The sequence below is a fragment of the Halarchaeum sp. P4 genome (assembly GCF_051195175.1).
GTDB lineage: Archaea > Halobacteriota > Halobacteria > Halobacteriales > Halobacteriaceae > Halarchaeum.
Genome location: NZ_JBNTKC010000001.1, coordinates 161,963 through 183,864 on the forward strand (window position 1 = coordinate 161,963; position 21,902 = coordinate 183,864).

Consider the following 21,902-nt stretch of genomic DNA (forward strand, 5'->3'; position numbering starts at 1 on the left):
GTTCAGGCCGACGCCTCGAGCTCGTCGAGGCGCTCGGCGAGCCAGACCGCGATGGGGCGGTCCTCCTCCTCGACGAAGCGCGCGAGCTCGTTCCCATCGGCGTCCTCGACGACGACCGTCGGGATGAGTTCGATACCGTACTCCTCGACGCCGGGGCCCTGCTTCTCGCCGTCGACGCGCTCGACGGGGTAGTGTTCGACGTCCTCGACGCCCGCCGCGTCGAGCGCCGCCGCGAAGTCGGGGAGCTGGCCGCGACAATCGCCACACCAGTCGCCGCCCCAGACCTTCACCGTCACGTCGTCCGCGACGCGTTTCCACGTCGCGACGGTGTCCTCGTGCGCCTCGGCGTCCCACGCCGGGTTGGGCTCCATCGTCTCCAGTTCGTGTTCGGACATACACCCTCGTAGGCGCTCGACTGGCTTAACCGGCGTGCCACCCGCGGAAACTTGCCCGTACCGCCGTTCCCGGGAGCGCCACCGGTTTAACCCCCTCTCACATACCACCCCGTAATGATAGACAGCATCCTCGACGCGATAGGCACGCCCCTGTTGCGCCTCCCGTCGCCCGAGGGCGCGACCGTCGCCGCGAAACTGGAGTCGTTCAACCCCGGCGGCTCCGCGAAGGACCGCCCCGCTCGTGAGATGGTGCTCGCCGCCGAGGAAGCCGGGAAAATCGAGCCCGGCGACCGGCTCGTCGAGGCCACCAGCGGCAACACCGGCATCGGCCTCGCCGTCACCGCCGCCGCGCGCGGCTACGACCTCACTATCGTCATGCCCGCCGACATGTCCCAGGAGCGGCGCAACCTCCTGCGCGCCTACGGCGCCGACCTCGAACTCGTCGAGGGGTCGATGACCGACGCGAACGACCGCGCCGCCGCCATCGCCGAGGACACGGACGCCTACCCGATTCGCCAGTTCGAGAACGACGCGAACCCCCGCTCGCACTACCGCACCACCGCCGAGGAAATCCTCGAGCAGGTCGACGGTCGCGACATCGACGCCTTCGTCGCCGGCGTCGGTACCGGCGGGACGATCACCGGGACGGGCCATCGCCTCCGCGAGGAGTTCCCCGACATGGAGGTCGTCGCCGTCGAACCAGCCGGGAACGCCGTCCTCTCCGGCGAGGAACCCGGCGAGGACGCCTTCCAGGGGATGGGTCCGGGCTTCGTCTCCGACATCCTCGACGTCGAACTCATCGACACCGTCGACACCGTCGAAGTCGAGAAGGCCGAAGCGGAATGCCGCAGTCTCGCGCGCGACCAGGGCGTCCTCGTCGGGCAGTCCTCCGGCGCCGTCTCCATCGTCGCCCAGCGCGTCGCCGAACGCTACGCCTACGAGGCTGACGAGGACGACGACCCCCTCGTCGTCACCGTCTTCCCCGACAGCGGCGAGCGCTACCTGAGCGCCGGCGTCTTCGACTAGACGTCAGCCACCAACGACGCCGCGTACGAAAAAACCGTCCGACGACCTGTGTCAGTACGCGCGCTCGGCGACGACGGTGCCGTTCGCGGCGGTGAGCGTCGCGGTGTCGCCGCCGTCGTTCCAGACTTCCTGCTCATAGCCGGCGTAGCGGTCGTTGGAGTCGCCGCTGCCGTCGCCGGTGTGGACCCAGACGGAGCTGTCGGCGGCGAGCATGAAGCCGTCGGGGAAAGTGTAGCTGTGGCCGGCGGCGTCCGCGAGCGTGTAGCCCGAGAGGTCGAGCGTCTCGCTCCCGGTGTTCCGTATCTCGACGCGTTCCTCGTTCAGCGAGTCGGCCTCGGCGTAGACCCACTCGATGGCGGGGTCGCCGCCCGTCGTGCCGTCGCTCCCGTCGCTCCCGCCGCTACTGCCGTCGTCGATCGTCCGGCACGACCAGAGGCCGCGCGTGGCGTTCTGCGCGTCGTCCTCGGCGGCGTAGAAGGAGGCGTTCTTGCTGAAGTTGCTGTCGTAGACGCGCGCGTGCCCGCTGTCGACGAGCCGGTAGTCGAAGTTCGACCCGTTCACGTAGACGTAGGCGAGCAGGCGGCCGTAGTAGCCCCGCCGGTCGGTGTTCGAGTCGTACTTCAGCGTGACCGTCTCGCCGTCGAGGGCCTGTTTCGTGAACGCGCTGGCGTTCTTCCCGGCGCTCCGGAGACACTCCTTCCCGGCGGTGGTGTTCGGGACACCCTCGAACTCCCCGGGGGTGTTCTCGGCGTGGACTTCGGGAGTGTCGACGCCGAGCAGTCGCACGGTGTCCGTCGATCCGTTCGGGTAGCGGACCGAGACGGTGTCGCCGTCGGTGACGTTCGTGACAGTCACCGTCGTCGTGCCGGTGACGGACGCCGGCCCGTTGCCCGGACCGGCGACGAGTGCGCCCGCGACGGACGCCGTCGCGCCCGCGGTCAGCAGCGATACGACCAGTACGGCCGACAGTATGTGTGTCTGTCGCACGCCCGTAGCGTCAGTTCTTGCACGGATGAATCTGTATAATATTACTGTATACTCTCGTATGTGTCAAACGTACCCAGACGGGAGAGAAATTGATACTGCGGCGACCAGTCAGAAGAACTCGTCGTTGGTCACGCGGACGACGACGGTGTCGTCGTACTCCGAGCGCTCGTAGTCGCCCTCCTGGGCATCACCTCTGAGAACCATCGTCGGGTCGACGAGGCGACCCTCATCGACACCGTAGACTTTCAGGCGGTTGATGCGCTCCTCGGGGTCGGCGTCGCCGTCGCGCAGGGCGCGCGCCAGCGGCCGGGAGAGCCACTCCGTCTCGCTGACGCTCGGGTCGCGGACGAACGCGTCGGCGGCGACGCGCGCGAGGTACCAGTCGAGGTCGTTGAGGAGCGACACCGCCGTCCCGAGGCTGACCGTCTCGACGGTGAGCGCGTTCTCCCACGGGTAGTCCGCGTCGTACGTCGCGAGCGCTCGATACGCCGTCTCGTAGGTGTAGAGGTCGCTCGGAAGGCGCTTGCCCTCCTTCGCGACGATGCAAACCTCCGTCATCGTGCGCCCGACACCTCCGCAGCGTCCGCGACGTCGAACGGCGACCCGACGGGAATCGTCTCCCGCGCGTCCGCGGCCTCCGCGGCCCACTCGAGCAGGTCGTCCGGTTCCGCTTCGAGGACGCGCGCGCGGTCGGCGCTCGTCGCCGGCTGGTCGGGCGCGAGGCGGTCACAGCCCACGTCCATCGTCGCGTCCGTGTACGTCCCGAGGGCGCGGGCCTTCCCGACCACCTCCTGTTTGTCCCACGCGAGCAGCGGCCGGTGAACGGGCAGGTCAGTCGCGCCCGCGACCGCCGCCATGTTCGCCGTCGTCTGGCTCGACTTCTGGCCGATGGCCTCCCCGGTGACGACTCCGACGGCGCCGACGTCCTCCGCGACGCGCTCGGCGACGCGGTACATGAAGCGCCGGAAGGAGAGCATCCGGGTGTTCGCCACCGTCTCGCCGAGGCGTTCGAGCGCGTCGCCCGCGGGCACCCGGCGGACGTCCATGTCGAAGTTCGGCGCCCACGTCGCGAGGTCCCGAACCGTCTCGACGGCGCGCGCCTCGTGGTCCGGGCCGCCGTACGGCCCGAGTTCGAGGTAGACGGGCACGACGGGCGCGCCGCGCTTCATCGCTAGCCACGCCGCGACCGGCGAGTCGATACCACCCGAAACGAGCGCGACGAGTGGCTCCTGCGTGCCGAGCGGCATCCCGCCGGGTCCCTCGCGCTTCTCGAGGAAGACGAACGACCGGTCGGCGCGACACTCCACGTAGAACGGCACGTCCGGGTCGTCGAGGTCGACCTCGGGGTCGAAGGCGTCCTCGACGGCCTCCCAGACTGCCTGGCCGCCCTCGCGGCCGATGTCGTGGCTGTCGAAGGCGTGCTGACCGGCGCGGCGCGCGTCCACGCCGAACGTCCCGCCGTCGTAGTGCTCGCGCGCGGCCGCCGCGAGCGCCTCACAGATGGCGTCCAGCGACGGCTCGACGACGGCCGCGGGGCTCGCGGAGACGACGCCGAACGTCTCCGTCGCGGCCTGCGTCGCCGCCTCCACGTCCTCGGCGTGGACGACGAGTCGGCCGTACTCCGTCTCCACCGACCCCTCGATGCCGCGCGCGTCGAGTTGCGCCCCGAGGTTCTCCGCGAGGCGCTCCTCCATGCGTGTCTGCACGGAGGTGCTCTTGATGCCGACGTCGCCGTGCCGGACCAGCACGGCGTCGGCGTCGGGCGGATGCATACCGCAAAACACGGGCGCGCCCACTAAAGGCGCGTCGCTAGAAGGTGGAGAGCTCGCCGTCGATGACGCGCTGCGTGATGTCGGTGACGTTCGCGAGCTCCTCGTCAACGATGGCGCGAACGTCCGCCTCGATGTCGGAGACGGTCACGCCCTCGTCGGTGACGACGTGGACGTCGGCGACGTGCGGTTCGTCGATGGGGCGGCCGATCTGGCTGAGGAGGCGCACGCGGAGGTCGCGGATGCCCTCGACGTCGGCCACGACGGACTCGGCGATCTGCGTGGAGAGGAGGTTGTAGATCTTCCCGATGTGGTTGACGGGGTTCTTCCCGGAGGTGGCCTCCATGCTCATCGAGCGGTTCGGCGTGATGAGGCCGTTCGCGCGGTTGCCCCGCCCGACGGAGCCGTCGTCGCCCTGCTCGGCGCTCGTGCCGGTGACGGTGAGGTAGATGGAGCCCTCCTCGTAGTCGTCGGCGGTGTTGACGTGAACGGTGACGTCGCGGTCGGTGTACTCCGCGGCGAGGTCCTCGACGTACTCGCGGACGCGCTCGACTTCGGCCTTGTAGGCCTCCATGTCGGGGACGTAGGCGTCGACGAGCGCGGCGGCGACGGTGAGGTCGATCTGGTCGCCCTCGCGCTTGCCCATGACCTTCACGTCCTGCCCGATGGCCGGGTGGTCGTCGTGGTAGGGGCCGTTGAGGTGGCGCTCGGTCTCGAGGACAAGCGTCTCCGTCTCCGTGAGCGGGGCGTGGCCGACGCCGAAGGAGGTGTCGTTGGCCTCCGGGACGGTCTGTTCCTCCTCGCCGAAGACGTCCTGGAGGTCGCCCGAACCCTCACCGAGCTTCACGTCGACGATGACGTCCGTCTCGAGGTCGAGGGCGGGGAGCGTCTCGTCGAGGTAGTCGCGCGCGGCCTCGAGGGCGATGGAGTCGACGGGGATGTGGTACTCGGTGCCGTCCTCGTCGACGTAGTGTTTGGTCGCGCGGCCGACCACGAGGAGATAGATGGGTTCGACGACTTCGCCGCCACCGAACTTCGGCGCGGCGGTGCCGGCGACGAGCTGTGTCTCGTCGGTGTTGTAGTGGAGGACTTTGCCGACCCGGTCGAGGTACGCCTGCGCGAGGGCTTCGGAGACGTGCTCGGCGACGCCGTCGCAGATGGAGTCGGGGTGGCCGATCCCCTTTCGCTCGACGATTTCGACCTCCTCGTCTTCGACGGCTCCGCGCTCGATGGGCTGGACGCGGATGTTCCGCTCGGTCATTACCGTCACTTGGCCGTCGGCGGTTCTATAACTTGCGGAAAGGAAAGCCGCCCAGAATATTCCTGTTAGTTATTCCCAGTGGGTGCCGGCGCGCGGTGTCCGTCACCCGTCGAACGCCGTCATTCGAGGAGGAGGCCGAGGTAGGACGTCCGAATCTGCTCGGACGGGTCGAGGCCGAGGCGTCGCAGGACGTCGAACGCTCCCTCGCGCGCGCTCTCGACGTCTTCGCTCTCGCGTTCGACTTCCACGAACTGCCCGAGCCCGTCCACGTCGTCGAGGACGACCGTGTAGCCGTCGTACGCATAGTACGTCCGGGTCTTGCGTACGGTCGCCGCGGGCGCGAAGCCGAGCGCCTCGAAGATGGCGCCCGCGTCCGCGCCGTCCTCGACGCCGGTCTCGATTTCCTCGCGGGCTTTCGACGCCGCGTCGACCTTCGGGCCCTTGTAGGTGATGCGCGCCTCGGCCGACTCGTTGCCCGCCTCGCGGACGCGGCGCACGCGCAGCGCTTCGTCCGTCTCCGCGAACTCGCGGTGGGGCGCGTCGTAGTAGGTGTCCTCCTGTTCGACTGTCCGTCGCTCCTCGGCGCCGACCGATTCGAGGGCGTCGCGGACGTCGCCGTGGTCCGCGGGGACCTTCACCTCCACCTCGTACATACTCGCCCTCACACCGGCGCGCGGAAAAACCGTCCGGAAGCACGCCCGGAATCGGGACGACTATAGAGACGACCATACGGCTCTTAGCAGCCTTCATGGGTCGCGATGGTGCCTCTCCGAGTGGGATGTCCGCAGACTCCACTGCTGACGACGCGGCGTACACGACTGTCCCCGCTCCCGACTACGCGCTCGAGGCCGTCACGGTCCACCAAGAGCGCGGCCCGGACCGCTGCACGGTCTACCCGAGCGACGCCGACGAGGAAACGCGTCTCACGACGTGGCTGTCGCTCGACGCCGACGCCACCCGCGACCTCGCGGCGATGCGCTGAGGTGACGGCCTAGAAACGTGATTCTTAAGGGCCGAACGGGAGTTCGTGTGCGTATGAGCGACCAGCAAGAGGCCGAGGCGGCCGACGAATCCGCGTCCGAGGAGTCCGAAGGGCTTCAGACGGGCGACTTCATCAAACTCTCCTACACCGCGCGCACCGTCGAGGGCGGTGACCTCGTCGACACGACCGACGAGGAAGTCGCGGAGGAGGAAGGCGTTGACACCGAAGAACAGGACTTCTCCCCACGCACGCTCGTGCTCGGAGAGGGTCACATCTTCGAGCCCGTCGAGGAGGACATCATCGGCAAGGACGTCGGCGACACCGGTACCGTCGTCGTCCCCGCCGAGGACGCCTTCGGCGAGTACGACGAGAGCGAGGTCCGCACGGTGAGCACCGACAAGATCCCCGAGGACGACCGCTACCCCGGTGCCCACGTCGACATCGACGGCCAGCACGGTCACGTCGAGACCATCATCGGCGGCCGCGCGCGCGTCGACTTCAACCACATGCTCGCCGGTGAGGACATCGAGTACCAGTACGAGATCGTCGGCGAGGTCACCGACCGCGTCGAGAAGGCCCAGGGCCTCCTCAGCATGTACTTCGACGTCGAGCTCGACATGCACATCGAGACCGACGAGGTCGAGGAGGAAGTCGAGACCGAGGAGGGCGAGACGGAGACGGAAACCGTCGAGAAGGAGACGCTGTACATCGAGCAGAGCCCGCAGCTCCAGTTCAACCAGCAGTGGATGATGGGCAAGCAGCAGATCCTCCAGCAGGTCATGGACCAGATCGACGTCGACCGCGTCATCGTCCAGGAAGTCATCGACGGCTCCGGGATGGGCATGATGGGCGGTATGGGCGGCATGATGGGCGGTATGGGCGGCGGCGCCGGCGGCGAGGACCTCGGTGACATCGAGGACGCCCTCGAGGACGCCGACGTCGACGCCGACGAAATCGTCGAGGAGCTCGACGAAGAGCTCGACGAATAACGCCGTCCCCGCAGACGACGGACGACCCGATTTTCACACGTTTTTCACGGCCGCGTAGCGACGTGTCCGCCGACGCGGACCGCGAGAAAGAGCCTCTCAGGCGATGTCGCGCGAGGTGTCGATACTCACGCGGTTGCCGAGGTTGAGCTTGACCGTCTCGTCGAGCGCGCGCCCGCCACGGAACTTCGGGACGGAGAGCGTGTTCTCGACGTCGCTCCCCTTCGTCGACATCTCGAGGCGGAAGACGACGTCCGACATGTGGATGGTGGTGTCCCGGAGTTCGGGGACGCGCGACCCGCGGAGGCCGTGGAGGACGGCGATGCCGCCGGTGTTGTGCATGTGGTTCTGCAACTCGGAGAGGAACGTCTCGTAACGCGCGCGCTCGGTTCGTTCGAGGGCGTCGACGGGGTCGATGATGAGCGTCTCGCCCTCGCCCATGTTGCGAAAGAGGCGCCGGCCGTTATCGAGGGGTGCGTCGTTCGCGAGGAACCGGACGTCGGGCTCCTCGACGGGAACGGTCGTGTTCGCGAAGGCATCGGTAACGGCGCTCTCGGTGCGGTCCGCGGTCAGATAGAGGGTGTCGCGGGGGCGCGCAAGTTCGTAGAGCAGTAGCTCTCCCTGACTCGCCGGCGGAGATTCGTAGACGAGGACGCTCCCGCCCGGAAGCCCGCCGTCGAGTTTCCGGTCGAGGACGTCAATACCCGTCGGGAGACGGTCCGCCATGTGGTCGTTGTAGGGCCGGTGGCGTTGTTAAGGGTTCGGCCCCGCAGATGTCGCCAACCTGTCGTATGCGGCCGCGACGTCGGCGTCTTCGAGTGGTACGGCGGCGCGCGGAACGGTCGTGACGGGTGCGTCGAGCGCCGCCGCGACACTAGTCGTGTCGTCGCGGGTGCCGACGACGACACCGGCGACGACTGGCGTGCCGAGCGCGCGAGCGAGCGCGGCGCTCTTGAGTGCGTCCACGACCGCCTCTCTGTCGGGTGTGGTGACGACGACGGCGGCGTCCGCGGCGGCGAGCGCGGCCCCGACGTCCGCGCCCGCGCCCGCGGCGGTGTCGACGACGAGCGGCCTGTCGCGCGGAAGCAGACCGAGGTAGGTGTCCGGGGCGGCGTCGCCGCCGGCGAGTACGTCCACGCCGGGGAGGGCGCGCGCCTGCTCGACGGCGCGCGCGTAGGGGACGCCCGCGGCGACGTCCGAAACGCCGCGCTCGCCGGCGGTGTCCGCGTAGAGGTGGCAGTTCGGCATCCCGTGGTCGGCATCGACGACGAGCGGCCGGCGGCGACGACGAACGTAGGCGGCGGCGAGGCAGAGTGCCGTGGTCGTCTTCCCCACCCCACCCTTCCCGCCCGCGATGGCAAGCATACCCACGGGTGGTCGCCCCATCCGTCAAGAAGGTTCGGGAGGTTGAAGGCGTCAGCCCGCGGGTGTTGTGACGATGCGCCACGACCACCTGCTCACCGCGAAACAGCTCTCGCGGGCGGACATCGAGGAGGTCCTCTCGCGGGCACGGGAGTTCGCGGACGACCCGGCCGCGCACGCGGACCGACACCCCGGGGCACTGCTCGCCCTCTGCTTCTTCGAGCCGAGTACGCGCACGAAGATGAGTTTCGAGACGGCCGCCAAGCGCCTCGGCGGCGACATCATCGACATGGGCTCCGTCGAGTCCTCGTCGGTGAAGAAAGGCGAGTCGCTCGCCGACACCGTCCGCGTCATCGAGGGCTACTCGGACGGCATCGTCCTCCGGCACCCGAGTCAGGGCGCCGCGCAGATGGCGAGCGAATTCGTCGACGTCCCGCTCGTCAACGCGGGCGACGGTGCGGGCCACCACCCGAGCCAGACGCTCCTCGACCTCTACACCATCGACCAGCACGCGGGTCTCGATGACCTCACCATCGGCGTGATGGGCGACCTGAAGTACGGCCGGACGGTCCACTCGCTCGCACACGCGTTGACGAACTTCGACGCCCGCCAGCACTTCATCAGCCCCGAGAGCCTGCGTCTCCCGCGCTCGGTGCGCTACGACCTGCACGAGGCGGGCGCGAACGTCCGCGAGCACGAGGAGTTGGAGGCCGTCCTCTCCGAACTCGACGTCCTCTACGTGACGCGCATCCAGCGCGAGCGCTTCCCGGACGAGGAGGAGTACGAGAAGGTCGCCGGCCAGTACCGCATCGACGCGGCCACGCTCGCGGACGCGCGCGACGACCTCGCCGTGATGCATCCGCTCCCGCGCGTGGACGAAATCGACCCCGAGGTGGACGAACTACCGAACGCGACCTACTTCGACCAGGCGCACAACGGCGTCCCCGTCCGCATGGCGCTCCTCGACCTCCTGCTCGACTGACCCATGACTGAGAAAGACACCGAACTCCGCGTCTCCAAGATCCGCGACGGCACCGTCATCGACCACGTTCCCGCCGGCGAGGCCCTGCACGTCCTCGCCATCCTCGGCATCGACGGGAGCGGTGGCGAGAGCGTCAGTCTCGGGATGAACGTTCCCAGCGGCCGGATGGGGCAGAAGGACATCGTGAAAGTCGAGGGCCGCGAGATGAGTCAGGCCGAACTCGACGTCCTCTCGCTCATCGCGCCGGACGCCACCGTGAACATCGTCCGGGACTACGAGGTCGCGGAGAAGACCGAAATCGAGCCGCCCGAAGTGGTCGTCGGCCTCCTGCACTGCCCGAACCGCCACTGCATCACGAACGCCGGCGAGCCCGTCGAGACACGCTTCGAGGTCATCGAGGAGGGCGTCCGGTGTGCCTACTGCGAGACCATCGTCCGCGAGGACATCACGGACCACCTCGCGGTCTGAGGGCCACCCCTTCGGCGTGTTCCCGAAAAGGTATAGTGGACCGATACGTACGGCCGCATATGCGCACCACCGTCAAACTCGCCCTCGCACTGGCCCTGATCGTCCTCGTCTATAAGCTCGTCTCCAGTAGCGAGCCCGCGCCCGCCGAGGACATCGACCGCATCGACTGAGCAGCATCTCCTCCCACGGCGCGCCCGCGCCGTTTCGCGTTCTCGTGTTCCCGACTTCCCAGCGACGCGTCCCGGGAACGAACGCTTTAGGCGGCCGGCGGCCCCCACGTGAGGTATGTACGGTGTCGTCACGCGGAACGCCGAGGAACTGGAGTGGTCGGAGTTCGACGTGGGCTTCTACGAGGTGAAGCGCGTCACCGGCGAGCACGTCGACCCCGAGGCGGACGCGGTGAACCTCGTCTCCTGTTTCGGCGACACCGCCACCGCGGAGACCGACCCGCACCTCGCGCCCGTCGACGACGAGGGCCGTCGCGCCACCAAGGACCATCCGGACCTCGACTGGGGCTACGTCTGTCCGAGCATCGAGCACTACCGCAACGGCCTCCACGAGGTCATCGACGCCTGCGTCGAGGCGAACGACGACGTCCGACTCGACGAAGTCGGCTTCCCGAACGCGTCCTTCTGTCACTGCGAGCGCTGCGAGGACGCGTTCGCCGAGAGCGAGTACGACGACCGCGAGACGTGGCGCGCCGCTGTCGTCTCCTCGTTCGTCGCGGACGCCCGCGAGCGCGTCCCCGGTGACCTCTACCTCACCGTCCACCCCGACCCGTATCCCGGCCACCTGCTCGCACACTCCGGCGTCGACCTCGCCGCAGTCGCCGAGCACGCCGACGAGCTCGTCGTCCCGCTCTACGACACCGCCTACGAGACGACCTACTGGCTGGAGAGCCTCCTCTCGGGGTTCGTCGACCGTCTCGAGGGCCTCGACGTCCGCCTCGGCGTCGAACTCTACGCGGCCGACCCCGACGTGGACGCCCTCGCGGAGGCCGCCGAAACCGTCGAGGAATACGCGGACAACGTCTACTTCGGGTACCACGCCGGGAACGCCCGCGCGGTCCTGCGGCGTTGGGACGCCGAGGCGCGCGAGGGCGTCGAGTGGGGGTGAACGCGGCGCTGAACGGCCGTTCGGCCGCGGAGACGACGGCGGTGATGCCCCGAGCGCCCTGACGCGGAAAATCGCGGGTCTTTTGCGTGGCCCCCACCGAACACCGGGGTATGAGCTTCGAAGAAGGCGACACCGTGATTCTGCACGACGAGCACAGCGAGTTCGACGGCGAGACCGGCGAAATCACGCAGAAGATCGAGACGATGTTCGGTGACGCGAACTACACCGTCTCCTTCGAGGACGGCCAGGAGCAGGGCGTTCCCGAGGACAACCTCGAAGCAGCTGACGAATAAGCCATTCCGCGCGACTCGCGGCGTGCCGTGCGACGACGCCGCGGACCGTGACCCGACCGGAGTGGAGCGCTTTTCCCGTTCCGGCCCCTAGACGCGACTAATGAGTGTCCCCTTCCACTACATCGACCTGCGGACGTTCTGCTACGACACGGAGGATGAGGCGCGCGTCGAGCGCGCGCTCCGGCACTTCCTCCCCGAGGAGTTCGAGATTCAGCGCGCGGAGAGCACCGGCCACAACGGCGACCGCATCGTCGTGCTGTCGGCGCGCGTCGAGAAAGCGAGCGAGATGCGCCACGTCATCGAGCGCCTCCGCGAGGGGGCGGACGTCGAGCGCCTCCGCGAGGAACTCGACCAGCGCGTGAACGAGAACTGTGCGTTCATGGCGCACCTCGACAAGCAGGCGGCCTTCTCGGGTGAGGCCCGCCTCGGCGACGGGATCTCCTTTCGCGCGAAGGTCGAGGCCTACCCGGCGAAGCGTGAGGCGGCGGTACAGAACGCGCGCGAGGCCCTGTAGTCAGCCCATCCACTCGCCGCCGATGTCACCGGCGACGTTCTCGCGCCACGCCTCGAAGGCCTCCTCGCACTCGGGATTCGCCTCGACGTGCTCCATGAACCCGGGGCCGCCGTTTTCGATGTCGGCGCCACACCACGGGCATGTCTCGGGGTTCTCCCAGTCCACGTCGACGGGGTCGATGTCGGTCATGTGCGGCGCTTCTCCCGCCTGACCCAAAACCGTAGTGGCGGCGCCGCTCGCTCGGATGCCCGTCGACGGGCGTGACGGGACGCCGCTCGCGGCAACCGCACGGGTTTTACGGTGCGGCGGGCGTATTCTCGCGGTATGTACGAGGCGGTAGCGGCGACGCCGGCGGGCGAGAGCACGGTGCGGCGGTTCGCGGCGACGGCCGGCCGGCGGGGCTTCGACGGCCTCGTCGTGCGGAACGCCGACGACGCCGACCCGGGGTTCGACGCCGCCGACGTCCGCGAGGCGTACGACGTGGACGCCGTGGACGCCGTCGAGCTCGTCGCGGACGACCCGACGACGTTGAGCGGCGGCCTCACGGAGGCGCGCCGCGAGCACACGCTCCTCTTGGTTCGGGGCGGGACGGCGAAACTGAACCGCTTCGCGGCCGAGGAGGAGCGCGTGGACGTTCTCACCAAGCCGATGGCGGGCCGGGGCGACGTGAACCACGTCATCGTCCGGGCGGCGGTGGACCACGGCGTGCGCGTGGAGTTCGACTTCGCGCCGGTGTTGCGCGAGTCGGGCGGCCCGCGCGTACAGGCACTGCGGGGTCTGCGGAAACTGCGCGAGCTCGTCGAGCAGTACGACGCGCCCTACGTCGTGACGGGAACGCCCGAGTCGCACCTCGAACTCCGGGCGCCGCGCGAGCTGAAGGCGGTCGGCGAGACCATCGGTTTCGACGCCGAGCAGGTCGAACGTGGCCTCGCGGAGTGGGGGGAGCTGGCGGCACGCAACCGACACCGGTTCTCCGAGGATTTCATTGCGCCGGGGCTCGAACGTGGACGCTATGACGAAGGACGTCGAGGACCACGCTGAACGGTTCGACGAGATTGCGGCCGAGTACGACGAGTCCTCGGGCGACGTCTACATGGAGTGTCTGCGCCTCGTCATCGAGCACGCGGACCCGACGGGCGACGACGTCGTCCTCGATTTAGGCTGTGGGACGGGCGCCGTCGCGCTCGCACTCGCGGACGAGGCCGGCCGCGTCGTCGGCCGGGACGTGAGCGAGGGAATGCTCTCGAAGGCGCGCCAGAAGGCCTCCGCCCGGAACCTCTCGAACGTCGAGTTCGGCGAGGGCCGCTTCCGCGACCCGGGCTATGACGGGGAGGCGACCATCGTCACGTCGAACTTCGCGCTCCATCACCTCGACGACGAGGCGAAGCGTGAAGCCATCGCGGTGATGGCGGGCTACGGGCCGCGCCGCATTGTCCTCGGCGACGTGATGTTCTTCGGCGAGCCGAACCCGGAGGAGCCGTTCTACGACCCCGAGGTGGACGACCCGGCGACGGTCGGCGTGCTGGTGGACGCGTTCACGGACGAGGGCTACGCCATCACGGCGGTCGAGATGGTGCACCCGCAGGCGGGCGTGCTGGTCGCGGAGAAACGCTGATTACTCCTCGGGCTGGCGTTCGAGAATCGTCCCCTTCCGACCGACAGCGACGGCGGGGTCGGTGACGGCGGCGGCGCGGAGAGAGGCGTCGACGGGCGTGGGGTGTGTCTTCCAGTTCGCAGGGCCGTTGCGCGCGTAGACGAAGCCGTCGTCGGCGGCGGCGATGAGTGATTTCCCGGTGCCGGCGAAGCCCCGAACGGCGGTGTCGCCGACGTCGACGGTGGTCCAGTTGTCCTTTTCGGGGTCGTAGCGGAAGACGAGGCCGCCCGTGTTCGCGGTCCAGACGTAGTCGGCGGTGGCGTGGACGGTGGTGAGCGTACTGGTCGTGCTGGGGACGCCGACCTGCGTCCAGTCGTCGGTGGTGGTGGTGTGGAAGACGTCGCCGCCGGTGGTGGTGGCGTAGGCGGTGCCGTCGGGGGCGGCGGCCATGGCGGTGACGGCGTTCGACCCGGGGAGGTCGACGGCGTCCTCCCACGTGGGGCATTGGTCGTCGACGTAGCCGGCGTGGACGGTGGTGCCGGTGGCGTAGAGGATGCGTTCGTCGCCCGCGGTGCCGGCGACGACGAGGGCGTCGACGCCGCCGGTGTGTCCGTTCGGCTTCGAGTAGTCGTGTTTCTCGGTGTTCTCGACGTCGTAGAAGCCGAAGGCGCCCTTCGCGCCGGCGACCCAGACGCGGCTGTCGTCCGCGGTGGCGGCCGCGTGTGTGAGCGTTCGGTTCTGTGCTGCGGGGCCGTCGTCGAAGACGGGGTGCCACTGTTCGTCGCGTGTCAGGAGGAGGCCGTCCGCGCCCACGACGTAGGGTCCGTCGGTGGTGGTGACGGCGTCGTGGAGGTCGACGGAGACTTCGGTGACGGGCCGCCAGCGGGGCGTCTCCTCGATGCCGAGGTGCCACATATCCGGGAGTGTATCCGTTCGGGCCACTTGTTAATTACGACGTAACTTTTTTCGAAAAGTAGAGTGTACTGTTTGAGCGCAATGTGGCATCTCGGTCCCCAATCCGACGTCGGGAACTGGTACGAAGTCGAGTCGCCCACGAGCAAGACCCTCCACGAAGTCGTTTCCACCACTGACGGCCCCTATGCCGTCGGTGACAAAGGCCTCCTCGTCCACCGTCAGAACGACGGCGACTGGGTAACGACGTTCGACGACGGCCCCGCAACTCGCGACAACGCCCTCTACGCGGCTGCCGCGACCGACGACGGCAAGCGCGTCTGGTTCGCCGGCTCCTCGGGCGCGCTCGGCTACTACGACGTCGAACAGAAAGAGAAACACGACTACACCGCGCCGATGGGCAAGACCTCCACCTGGGAGGCCATCGCTGTCTCCGGCAAGCGCGGCTCCGAGAAACTCCTCGTCGCCAACGGCAGCGGCGAGGTGCTTCCGGGGTACGTCGACGGCTGCTGCCCGCAGTGGGGGCAGGTCTCCAAGCCCGACGGCACCGACTCCTCCACGGGTGGCTCCGGTGCGAGCATCGCCGCCCTCGCTGCCTCGCCCGACGGCGTCGGTTACGCCGTCAACACGAGCGGGAGCGTCTTCATGACCACCGCCGACGAAGCCTGGGAGAAAATCGGCATCGAGAACGCCCAGGTGAAGTTCACGGACGTCTACGCCGACAAGAACACCGTCCTCGTCTCCGCCGGCGGCGGGCGCATCTACCGCTACGAGCCCAAGTGTAAGAACTGGACGCCGCTCGGTGTCGCCTCCGTCACGCTCAACGGCATCGGCAACTACAAGAAGGAGATTCTCGCCGTCGCCAACGGCGGGAAGATCTACCGCCAGGCCGGCGACCACACGTGGACGCAGCGCCCCACGCCCGTCACCGGCGACCTCACGTCCATCACGGACAGCTCCGGCGTCGACGTCGCCGTCGGCAAGAGCGGCGTCATCATCGAGCGTGGCGAGGCCGAGAAGCAGAAGAAGAACGGCAACCAGCAGACCGGCGACAGCGGCTCGTCGTCCGGTGGCTCGTCCGGCGGCTCCAGCAGCAGTAGCTAACGACCATGACAACTCCGAACCCCACCCCGCGTGAGACGTCGATTCGGCTGTTCTCCACCCTCCGTGACCGGGCGCACCGCGACGGCGGTGGGTCGGAGGACTACCAGGCCGTGACGGACGTCGCCACCGAAGCCGGCGTCGACGTCGAAACCGCCACCGACCACCTCGACGTGCTCTGCGCGCTCGGCGCTGCCGACGACAGCGACGACGACACTGTTGCACACGTCCCACAGGACGTCCCCGTCGCGACGGTGTCGCGGCGACTCGACGCGCTCTACGCGCTCCCCGACGAGCGCCGCGAACGCGCCGTCGAGCGACTCCACGATGGCACCATCGACCCGTCCTCGCTCGTCGGCGTCGTCGAGATCGTCGGCGCCGAGGAAACGCAGTCGAACGCGCAGGACGGTGACGCCGACGAAGCGACTGCGAGCGACGAGCAGAACGACGAACGGAGCGACGACGGCCTCCTTGAGACGATCGTGTCTCACATCAGTGCGCCCGTCCGGAGGGTACTATGAGCAGCAGCGGCAGCGGCACGTGGCAGTTCGAGACGAAGGACGCGACGGGCTCGTGGACGTCGGCCGAAGCGCCGATGGGCAAGACGCTCAACGGTGTCACCGGCACCGTCCGGGGCCCCGTCGCCGTCGGCAAATCCGGGTACGTCATCGCGCGCTCGATGGACGACGGCAACTGGGGCGTCCTCTACGAGTCCGGCCCTGCCGCCGAGAACAACGTCCTCTCGACCGTCGCGTCGACGGACGACGGGAAGCGCGTCTGGTTCGCCGGCCAGGGCGGCGCGCTCGGCTGCTACGACATCCCGGACGACCGGAAGTACGACTTCTCGGACCCGAACGGGAAGACGCGGTCGTGGGAGTCCATTGCCGTCGCCGGCGACCGAGGGAACGAGAAACTCCTCTTGGGTAGCGGCAGCGGCGAAGTGCTCCCCGCCTACATGGACGGCACCGTCGCCTCATGGGACGTCCTCACGAATCCCGGCGGCAGCACCACCATCGTCGCCGCGGACGCCACTCCGGACGGCGTCGGCTACGTGGCCGACTCCACCGGCGGCGTCTACAAGACCACCGTCCACGAGGGGTGGAGTCGCATCGGCATCGAGCCCGCCGGCTCCGTCCACGGCCTCACCGCCACAAGCGACGGCGTCCTCGTGGTCTCCAGCGCCGGCCGCGCGTTCGACTACGCGCCCGACGCCGAGCGCTGGACGCCCTACGACGTCGGCTCGAAGACCCTCTACTCGGTCGCACACACCGACGGGACGGCTGCGCTCGCCGTCGGCTCCAGCGGGAGCCTCTACCGGCACGCGAACAGCGGCTGGATTCGCGCTGACACACCCACGGGTAACACGCTCAACGACGTGACGCTCGGCCCCGTCGACGTCGCCGTCGGCTCCAGCGGCACCATCATCGAGCGGAACAACGACGTCTCGTAACTCCGCTACCGAGTCGGCCCGTCGCCACCTCGCGCGACGACCACCCGAAACGCCTTCCCGGGCGCGGGCCGCTCTTTTGAGGTATGAAGCACCTCCCGAAGCACCTGCGCCCGCGCTGGCGCTACCTTCTCGTCGGCATCGAGGCGTGGCCCGACGCCGCGATCACCCGGCGGGACTTCCAGCGCAGCGTCTGGTTCGCCGCGCAGAACCTCCTCGGCGACGCGGCCAGCGCCGACGCCGACTTGCGCGTCCTCTCCTACGAGTTCGGCGACGGCGAGGGCGAGGCCGTCGTCCGTGCGCGCCGCGGCCACGTTGAGGAGGCCCGCGCCGCGCTCGCGTGCGTCGACTCCGTCCGCAACGACCCTGTCGGCGTCCACGTTCGGGGCGTCTCGGGCACGGTACGTGCCGGTGAGGAAAGGTATTTAGGACGCGCGGGACAAAATTCGACAGAGGAAGACGTCGTGTTCAGGAACGCCACCCGGCGAGCCGTCACCCGTGACGGCCTCGTCGACGTCGACGTCGAGGGTGGCTTCGTGGGCGCGACTCGCTCTGATTTGGAGTGACACAACATGCAAGGTCAAGCCCAACAGCAGGCGTACGACCGAGGTATCACTATCTTCTCGCCAGACGGCCGACTCTACCAGGTCGAGTACGCGCGTGAAGCCGTCAAGCGCGGCTCGGCCTCCATCGGCATCCGCGCCGAGGACGGCGTCGTGCTCGTCGTCGACAAGCGCATTCGCTCCCCGCTCATGGAGGAGACGAGCGTCGAGAAGATTCACAAGGCAGACGACCACATCGGCATCGCCTCCGCGGGCCACGTCGCCGACGCGCGCCAGCTCATCGACTTCGCGCGCCGCGACGCGCAGGTCAACCGCGTCCGCTACAACGAGCCCATCGGCGTCGAGAGCCTGACGAAGGACATCACCGACCACATCCAGCAGTACACGCAGGTCGGTGGCGCCCGTCCGTTCGGCGTCGCGCTCCTCATCGGCGGCATCGAGAAGGGCGAACCGCGCCTCTACGAGACCGACCCCTCGGGCACGCCGAACGAGTGGAAGGCGCTCGCCATCGGCTCCGGTCGCGACGACATCCAGCAGTACCTCGAGGACAACTACAGCGAGGACGTCGCGCTCGAGGACGCCGTCGGCCTCGCGCTCGCCGGTCTCGGACAGGTCCACGACGAGGGCCTCACCCCGGAGGGCATCGGCGTCGCCACCGTCGACGCGGAGTCCGAGTCCTTCATCGAACTCACCAACGACGAGATCGAGGAATACCTCGAGTCCAACGACCTCCTCGCCGAGGAGTCCGAGGAGTCTGAGGACGACGAGTCCGCCGAGTAACGTCGTCACCCCACCTTCCCCGCTTTTTCGCGCCCTCCCAGTCGCATCGCTCGGATACGCCTGCTGTCGCGCTTTCCGGCGCTCGCGCTTCACGCACGTTCAGCGCTCGCGCTCCCGTGGGTTCCCCACTCCGTTCGGAACTACGCTTTCCCCGGAAAGGCCTTTGAGCCCCCCGGCGTAACCTCCGAGTATGATTTCGCTGGACGAGGCCGTGACGGCGCGCCTAGAGTCGCACGGCGAACGCTTCGAGGTACTGGTCGACCCGGACGCTGCGCTCGCCATCAAGCGCGGGGAGTTCGAGGGCGAACTCGAGGACGTCATCGCCGCACGCGACGTCTTCGAGAACGCCAGTCGGGGCGATCGGCCGGCCGAGGAGGACCTCGAGGAGGTCTTCGGCACGACGGACCCGATGGAGATTATCCCGGAAGTCATCAAGGACGGGGAGATTCAGATTACGGCCGAGCAGCGCGAGGAGATGCAGGAGCGAAAGCGCAAGCAGCTCATCAACACCATCGCGCGCAACGCCGTCAATCCGCAGATGGACAACGCGCCCCACCCGCCCGAGCGCATCGAGTCCGCGCTCGAGCAGGCGGGGTTCACCGTCGACCCGATGGAGCCCGTCGAGTCGCAGGTCGACGACGCGCTCGACGCTCTCCGGCCCGTCATCCCGATTCGCTTCGAGGAGGTGACGGTCGCCGTCAACCTCCCCGCCGAGCATGCCGGGTCGGGGCAGGCCCAGATTCGGGAGTTCGGCGAGCTCGAACGCGAGGAGTGGCAGAGTGACGGCTCGTGGGTCGGCGTCCTCACCTTCCCCGCGGGGATGCGCAACGAGCTCTACGACCTCGTCGCCGAGGTGACGAGCGGCGAAGGCGAGACGCGCGTCATCAAGGAGAAGGACGAACTCAGCACGCGATAACGTCGAGAACAGACCTGTCCGGCCGAACCACCGCGAAACCGGCCTATCCCTTCCTGAAGCCGACGAGGAAGCCACCGGTGAAGCCCGCGGAGACTGAGAGCGTCGAGAGGATGGTCATGAGCCACGACGGGGGCGTCTGCGAGGCGGCGTCCTGACTCGCCTGCACGAGGCCGGCGGTGAGGCGGTCCCACTTGACGGTGAGGATGCCGCGCGATTCGAGGAACGCGAAGATGGCGAGTTCGATGCCGATGAGGACGGCGATGAGCTTCGCGACCTTCTTCGCGGCGAACCCGACGAGCCCGCCGATGACGGCGCCCGACCCGAACTGGAGGCCGAGTTGCTGCGGGTTGAGGTCGATAGCCATACCCGAACCGTGGTCTCGGCCAGGCATCACTCTTGTGGAGGCCTCGACGGCTGTAGGGCGGTCACCGACACGGATTGGGCTTAAGTGGATTCGGGACGTAGACTATCGTGAGTGACAGGCGCAACTACCGGAACCGCCGTCGTCGCGAAACGCGTCGACGACGGGGAGCCAGACACGGACGAAATCAGGGAGCTCGTCCGCGCCGCCGGCTACGAGGTCGCGGGCGAAGTGACGCAGAGCCGGACGGCCGACCCAGCCCTCCAACTCGGCGAGGGGAAGGTCGCGGAGCTCGCGACGCTCGTCGCCGACACGGGCGCGGACACCGTGGTCTTCGACAACCGCCTCGGCCCCTATCAGCGGTTCAACCTCGGCGGCCACCTCCCGGACGGCACCGAGGTCATGGACCGATTCACGCTCATCCTGGAGATTTTCGGCCAGCGGGCGAACACCCGCAAGGCCCAATTGCAGGTCGAGCTCGCGGAGCTCCGCTACGAACTCCCGCGCGCCGAGGCGAAGGCCAGCCTCGCGAAGCGCGACGAGCGCCCCGGCTTCATGGGGCTCGGGGAGTACGATGAGTCCCGCGAGAAGGACATCAAGGCCCAGATTTCGCGCATCCGCGACGAACTGGAGAGCATCGAGACGACCGAGCGCCAGCGCCGCGAGCAGCGCCGCGAGTCCGGCTTCGACCTCGTGGCGCTCGCCGGCTACACGAGCGCCGGGAAGTCGACGCTGATGCGCGCGCTCGCCGAGGACCTCGAGTTGGACGAGAACGAGGAACTCCACCCGGACCTCGACACCACCGCGGAGTCGCGCGACGAGCTGTTCACGACGCTCGGCACGACGACGCGCCGGATGGACATCGACTCGCGGGACGTCCTCCTCACGGACACCGTCGGCTTCATTAGCGACCTGCCCCACTGGCTGGTCGAGTCGTTCAAGTCGACGCTCGACTCGGTCTACCAGGCCGACCTCGTCCTGCTCGTCGTGGACGCAAGCGAGCCCGTCGAGGAGATACGCGAGAAGCTCGCGACGTCTCACGACACGCTCTACGAGCGCAACGAGGCACCCATCCTCACCGTCTTCAATAAGGTGGACAAGGTCGAGGAGGCGGAGCTCGCGGAGAAACGCGAGGCGCTCTCCGCGCTCGCGCCGAACCCCATCGCGGTGAGCGCCGTCGAGGAAGTCGGCCTCGACGAACTCCGCGACCGCATCGACTACGCGCTCCCGCGTCGCGAGCACGAACGCCTCGTCCTCCCGATGACCGAGGAGACGATGAGCGTCGTCTCGTGGGTGCACGACAACGCCTCCGTCGAGGACGTCACCTACGGCGAGGAGGAGGTCGTCGTGGAGTTCGAGGCGCGCCCGAAGGTCATCGAGCAGTCCCGCGCGAAGGCGAGCGACCTCGCCTCCGCCTGAGTCGGGAAAGGCTACAACGGCGGCCGGCGTAGCGCCGCCATATGCGGACGCTCATTCCCGAACGGATTGCCGTCCCGTATCTCAACGTCGAGGTCTCGCGCTTCTTCCTGCTCTGTGTGAACGCGCTCGGCGTCCTCGTCGGGCTGAACTTCTACCTCCCGCAGATGAGCGCGCACGCTGCCTTCCTGTGGCCGCTCCTCATCGACAGCCCGCTCGCGCTCTGCTGGATGACGGCGAGCCTCCTCACCCTCTGGGGTGTCGGGCGCCACGACTACCCCTCGACGCCGTTCCTCGATACGCTCACTACCGTCGCGTTCGCCTCGATGGTGAAGTACGGACTCTGGACGGCGTTCACGCTCAATTACTTCGTCGGCGCCTACTACCCGCACGTCTGGGACTACTGGGGCATCCTCTTCACGCACCTCGTGATGGTCGGCGAGGCCTTCCTGCTCCCCTACTACGGCCGGACGAGCAAACTCGCGCTCGGCGTGACGGCCGGCTGGTTCCTCGTGAACGACGTCGCGGACTACGCCTTCGGCCTCCACCCACACCTGAAGGTGGCGACGACGGGCCCGCTCCCGTGGGTGACGCCGCTGCTCTCGCTCGGCGCGCTCGCGCTCGCGTGGTACTGCCTCGATGGGGGCAGGGACGACCTGCGGACGACGTAG

At 68.4% G+C, this 21,902-nt stretch carries 29 protein-coding genes; 18 read left to right on the forward strand and 11 right to left on the reverse strand.

The genetic code is table 11. The features are described 5' to 3' along the window. Positions 1-2: 2 nt before the first annotated feature. Positions 3-395, reverse strand: coding sequence for a TlpA family protein disulfide reductase (locus ACQUS8_RS00830; RefSeq protein WP_435095501.1), 393 nt, complete (start codon positions 393-395; stop codon positions 3-5). Between the two features lie 114 nt (positions 396-509). Here ACQUS8_RS00830 and ACQUS8_RS00835 point away from each other — a divergent pair, with 114 nt between their 5' ends. Continuing rightward, positions 510-1,421, forward strand: a complete 912-nt coding sequence (locus ACQUS8_RS00835) for a PLP-dependent cysteine synthase family protein (RefSeq protein ID WP_435095504.1) — start codon at positions 510-512, stop codon at positions 1,419-1,421. Positions 1,422-1,472: 51 nt separating this feature from the next. On the opposite strand, the gene ACQUS8_RS00840 is transcribed toward ACQUS8_RS00835, so the two are convergent. The 5 genes from ACQUS8_RS00840 to cyaB all read right to left on the reverse strand — a co-directional run bounded on the left by ACQUS8_RS00840 (position 1,473) and on the right by cyaB (position 6,091). Then, a complete protein-coding gene (locus tag ACQUS8_RS00840) occupies positions 1,473-2,408 on the reverse strand; it encodes a lamin tail domain-containing protein (protein WP_435095507.1) in 936 nt (311 codons plus the stop codon). Positions 2,409-2,516: 108 nt separating this feature from the next. Beyond that, positions 2,517-2,966 (reverse strand): DUF5804 family protein, encoded by a 450-nt coding sequence (locus ACQUS8_RS00845; protein ID WP_435095510.1) that lies wholly within the window; start codon positions 2,964-2,966, stop codon positions 2,517-2,519. Continuing rightward, entirely contained in the window at positions 2,963-4,180 is a 1,218-nt protein-coding gene (locus ACQUS8_RS00850) for a tRNA sulfurtransferase (RefSeq protein ID WP_435095513.1), read from the reverse strand. The genes ACQUS8_RS00845 and ACQUS8_RS00850 overlap by 4 nt, the downstream gene beginning before the upstream one ends. 37 nt (positions 4,181-4,217) lie before the next feature. Then, on the reverse strand, positions 4,218-5,438 hold the full coding sequence (locus ACQUS8_RS00855) for a methionine adenosyltransferase (protein ID WP_435095516.1): 1,221 nt from the start codon (positions 5,436-5,438) through the stop codon (positions 4,218-4,220). A 119-nt stretch (positions 5,439-5,557) separates the two neighbouring features. Further along, positions 5,558-6,091 (reverse strand): class IV adenylate cyclase, encoded by a 534-nt coding sequence (gene cyaB / locus ACQUS8_RS00860; protein WP_435095519.1) that lies wholly within the window; start codon positions 6,089-6,091, stop codon positions 5,558-5,560. 125 nt (positions 6,092-6,216) lie between these two features. On the opposite strand from cyaB, the gene ACQUS8_RS00865 reads away from it, so the two are divergent. Continuing rightward, complete coding sequence (locus ACQUS8_RS00865) at positions 6,217-6,420, forward strand: DUF7511 domain-containing protein (protein WP_435095522.1); 204 nt, start codon at positions 6,217-6,219, stop codon at positions 6,418-6,420. 53 nt (positions 6,421-6,473) lie between these two features. Next, the gene (locus ACQUS8_RS00870; RefSeq protein WP_435095525.1) at positions 6,474-7,409 is read left to right on the forward strand and encodes an FKBP-type peptidyl-prolyl cis-trans isomerase; all 936 of its coding nucleotides are present in this window, start codon (positions 6,474-6,476) and stop codon (positions 7,407-7,409) included. Positions 7,410-7,505: 96 nt separating this feature from the next. On the opposite strand, the gene ACQUS8_RS00875 is transcribed toward ACQUS8_RS00870, so the two are convergent. Continuing rightward, positions 7,506-8,132 (reverse strand): RAD55 family ATPase, encoded by a 627-nt coding sequence (locus tag ACQUS8_RS00875; RefSeq protein WP_435095528.1) that lies wholly within the window; start codon positions 8,130-8,132, stop codon positions 7,506-7,508. A 27-nt stretch (positions 8,133-8,159) separates the two neighbouring features. Then, a complete protein-coding gene (locus tag ACQUS8_RS00880; RefSeq protein ID WP_435095531.1) occupies positions 8,160-8,771 on the reverse strand; it encodes an AAA family ATPase in 612 nt (203 codons plus the stop codon). 73 nt (positions 8,772-8,844) lie between these two features. On the opposite strand from ACQUS8_RS00880, the gene pyrB reads away from it, so the two are divergent. From pyrB to ACQUS8_RS00905, 5 genes are all read left to right on the forward strand, one after another. Next, a complete protein-coding gene (gene pyrB, locus ACQUS8_RS00885) occupies positions 8,845-9,750 on the forward strand; it encodes an aspartate carbamoyltransferase (RefSeq protein ID WP_435095534.1) in 906 nt (301 codons plus the stop codon). Positions 9,751-9,753: 3 nt separating this feature from the next. Further along, positions 9,754-10,218, forward strand: a complete 465-nt coding sequence (pyrI, locus tag ACQUS8_RS00890) for an aspartate carbamoyltransferase regulatory subunit (RefSeq protein WP_435095537.1) — start codon at positions 9,754-9,756, stop codon at positions 10,216-10,218. A 285-nt stretch (positions 10,219-10,503) separates the two neighbouring features. After that, positions 10,504-11,334 carry a hypothetical protein gene (locus tag ACQUS8_RS00895; protein ID WP_435095540.1) on the forward strand — a complete coding sequence of 277 codons (831 nt, stop codon included), beginning with the start codon at positions 10,504-10,506 and terminating at the stop codon, positions 11,332-11,334. Between the two features lie 110 nt (positions 11,335-11,444). Next, positions 11,445-11,627, forward strand: coding sequence for a DUF1918 domain-containing protein (locus tag ACQUS8_RS00900; protein ID WP_435095543.1), 183 nt, complete (start codon positions 11,445-11,447; stop codon positions 11,625-11,627). A 100-nt stretch (positions 11,628-11,727) separates the two neighbouring features. After that, positions 11,728-12,141, forward strand: coding sequence for an RNA-binding protein (locus ACQUS8_RS00905; RefSeq protein ID WP_435095546.1), 414 nt, complete (start codon positions 11,728-11,730; stop codon positions 12,139-12,141). On the opposite strand, the gene ACQUS8_RS00910 is transcribed toward ACQUS8_RS00905, so the two are convergent. Beyond that, entirely contained in the window at positions 12,142-12,330 is a 189-nt protein-coding gene (locus ACQUS8_RS00910; protein WP_435095549.1) for a DUF7501 family protein, read from the reverse strand. A 135-nt stretch (positions 12,331-12,465) separates the two neighbouring features. On the opposite strand from ACQUS8_RS00910, the gene ACQUS8_RS00915 reads away from it, so the two are divergent. Further along, positions 12,466-13,182: an RNase P subunit p30 family protein gene (locus ACQUS8_RS00915; protein ID WP_435095552.1), complete on the forward strand. Its 717-nt coding sequence runs from the start codon at positions 12,466-12,468 to the stop codon at positions 13,180-13,182. Then, entirely contained in the window at positions 13,154-13,756 is a 603-nt protein-coding gene (locus ACQUS8_RS00920) for a class I SAM-dependent methyltransferase (RefSeq protein ID WP_435095555.1), read from the forward strand. The genes ACQUS8_RS00915 and ACQUS8_RS00920 overlap by 29 nt, the downstream gene beginning before the upstream one ends. Here ACQUS8_RS00920 and ACQUS8_RS00925 read toward each other — a convergent pair whose 3' ends face one another. Beyond that, entirely contained in the window at positions 13,757-14,677 is a 921-nt protein-coding gene (locus tag ACQUS8_RS00925) for a WD40/YVTN/BNR-like repeat-containing protein (RefSeq protein WP_435095558.1), read from the reverse strand. A 54-nt stretch (positions 14,678-14,731) separates the two neighbouring features. Here ACQUS8_RS00925 and ACQUS8_RS00930 point away from each other — a divergent pair, with 54 nt between their 5' ends. The 6 genes from ACQUS8_RS00930 to ACQUS8_RS00955 all read left to right on the forward strand — a co-directional run bounded on the left by ACQUS8_RS00930 (position 14,732) and on the right by ACQUS8_RS00955 (position 19,454). After that, positions 14,732-15,751 (forward strand): hypothetical protein, encoded by a 1,020-nt coding sequence (locus ACQUS8_RS00930; protein ID WP_435095561.1) that lies wholly within the window; start codon positions 14,732-14,734, stop codon positions 15,749-15,751. A 5-nt stretch (positions 15,752-15,756) separates the two neighbouring features. Further along, positions 15,757-16,269 (forward strand): hypothetical protein, encoded by a 513-nt coding sequence (locus ACQUS8_RS00935; protein ID WP_435095564.1) that lies wholly within the window; start codon positions 15,757-15,759, stop codon positions 16,267-16,269. Next, on the forward strand, positions 16,266-17,198 hold the full coding sequence (locus ACQUS8_RS00940; RefSeq protein ID WP_435095567.1) for a hypothetical protein: 933 nt from the start codon (positions 16,266-16,268) through the stop codon (positions 17,196-17,198). The genes ACQUS8_RS00935 and ACQUS8_RS00940 overlap by 4 nt, the downstream gene beginning before the upstream one ends. Positions 17,199-17,281: 83 nt before the next feature. Further along, positions 17,282-17,761, forward strand: a complete 480-nt coding sequence (locus ACQUS8_RS00945; protein ID WP_435095570.1) for an Rpp14/Pop5 family protein — start codon at positions 17,282-17,284, stop codon at positions 17,759-17,761. 6 nt (positions 17,762-17,767) lie between these two features. Beyond that, positions 17,768-18,538 carry an archaeal proteasome endopeptidase complex subunit alpha gene (gene psmA, locus ACQUS8_RS00950; RefSeq protein ID WP_435095573.1) on the forward strand — a complete coding sequence of 257 codons (771 nt, stop codon included), beginning with the start codon at positions 17,768-17,770 and terminating at the stop codon, positions 18,536-18,538. 190 nt (positions 18,539-18,728) lie between these two features. Next, positions 18,729-19,454, forward strand: coding sequence for a ribosome assembly factor SBDS (locus ACQUS8_RS00955; protein WP_435095576.1), 726 nt, complete (start codon positions 18,729-18,731; stop codon positions 19,452-19,454). Positions 19,455-19,497: 43 nt separating this feature from the next. On the opposite strand, the gene ACQUS8_RS00960 is transcribed toward ACQUS8_RS00955, so the two are convergent. Next, on the reverse strand, positions 19,498-19,818 hold the full coding sequence (locus ACQUS8_RS00960) for an FUN14 domain-containing protein (RefSeq protein WP_435095579.1): 321 nt from the start codon (positions 19,816-19,818) through the stop codon (positions 19,498-19,500). Positions 19,819-19,929: 111 nt separating this feature from the next. On the opposite strand from ACQUS8_RS00960, the gene hflX reads away from it, so the two are divergent. Next, entirely contained in the window at positions 19,930-21,234 is a 1,305-nt protein-coding gene (gene hflX / locus ACQUS8_RS00965) for a GTPase HflX (RefSeq protein ID WP_435095582.1), read from the forward strand. A 41-nt stretch (positions 21,235-21,275) separates the two neighbouring features. Continuing rightward, positions 21,276-21,902: a DUF1405 domain-containing protein gene (locus tag ACQUS8_RS00970; protein WP_435095585.1), complete on the forward strand. Its 627-nt coding sequence runs from the start codon at positions 21,276-21,278 to the stop codon at positions 21,900-21,902.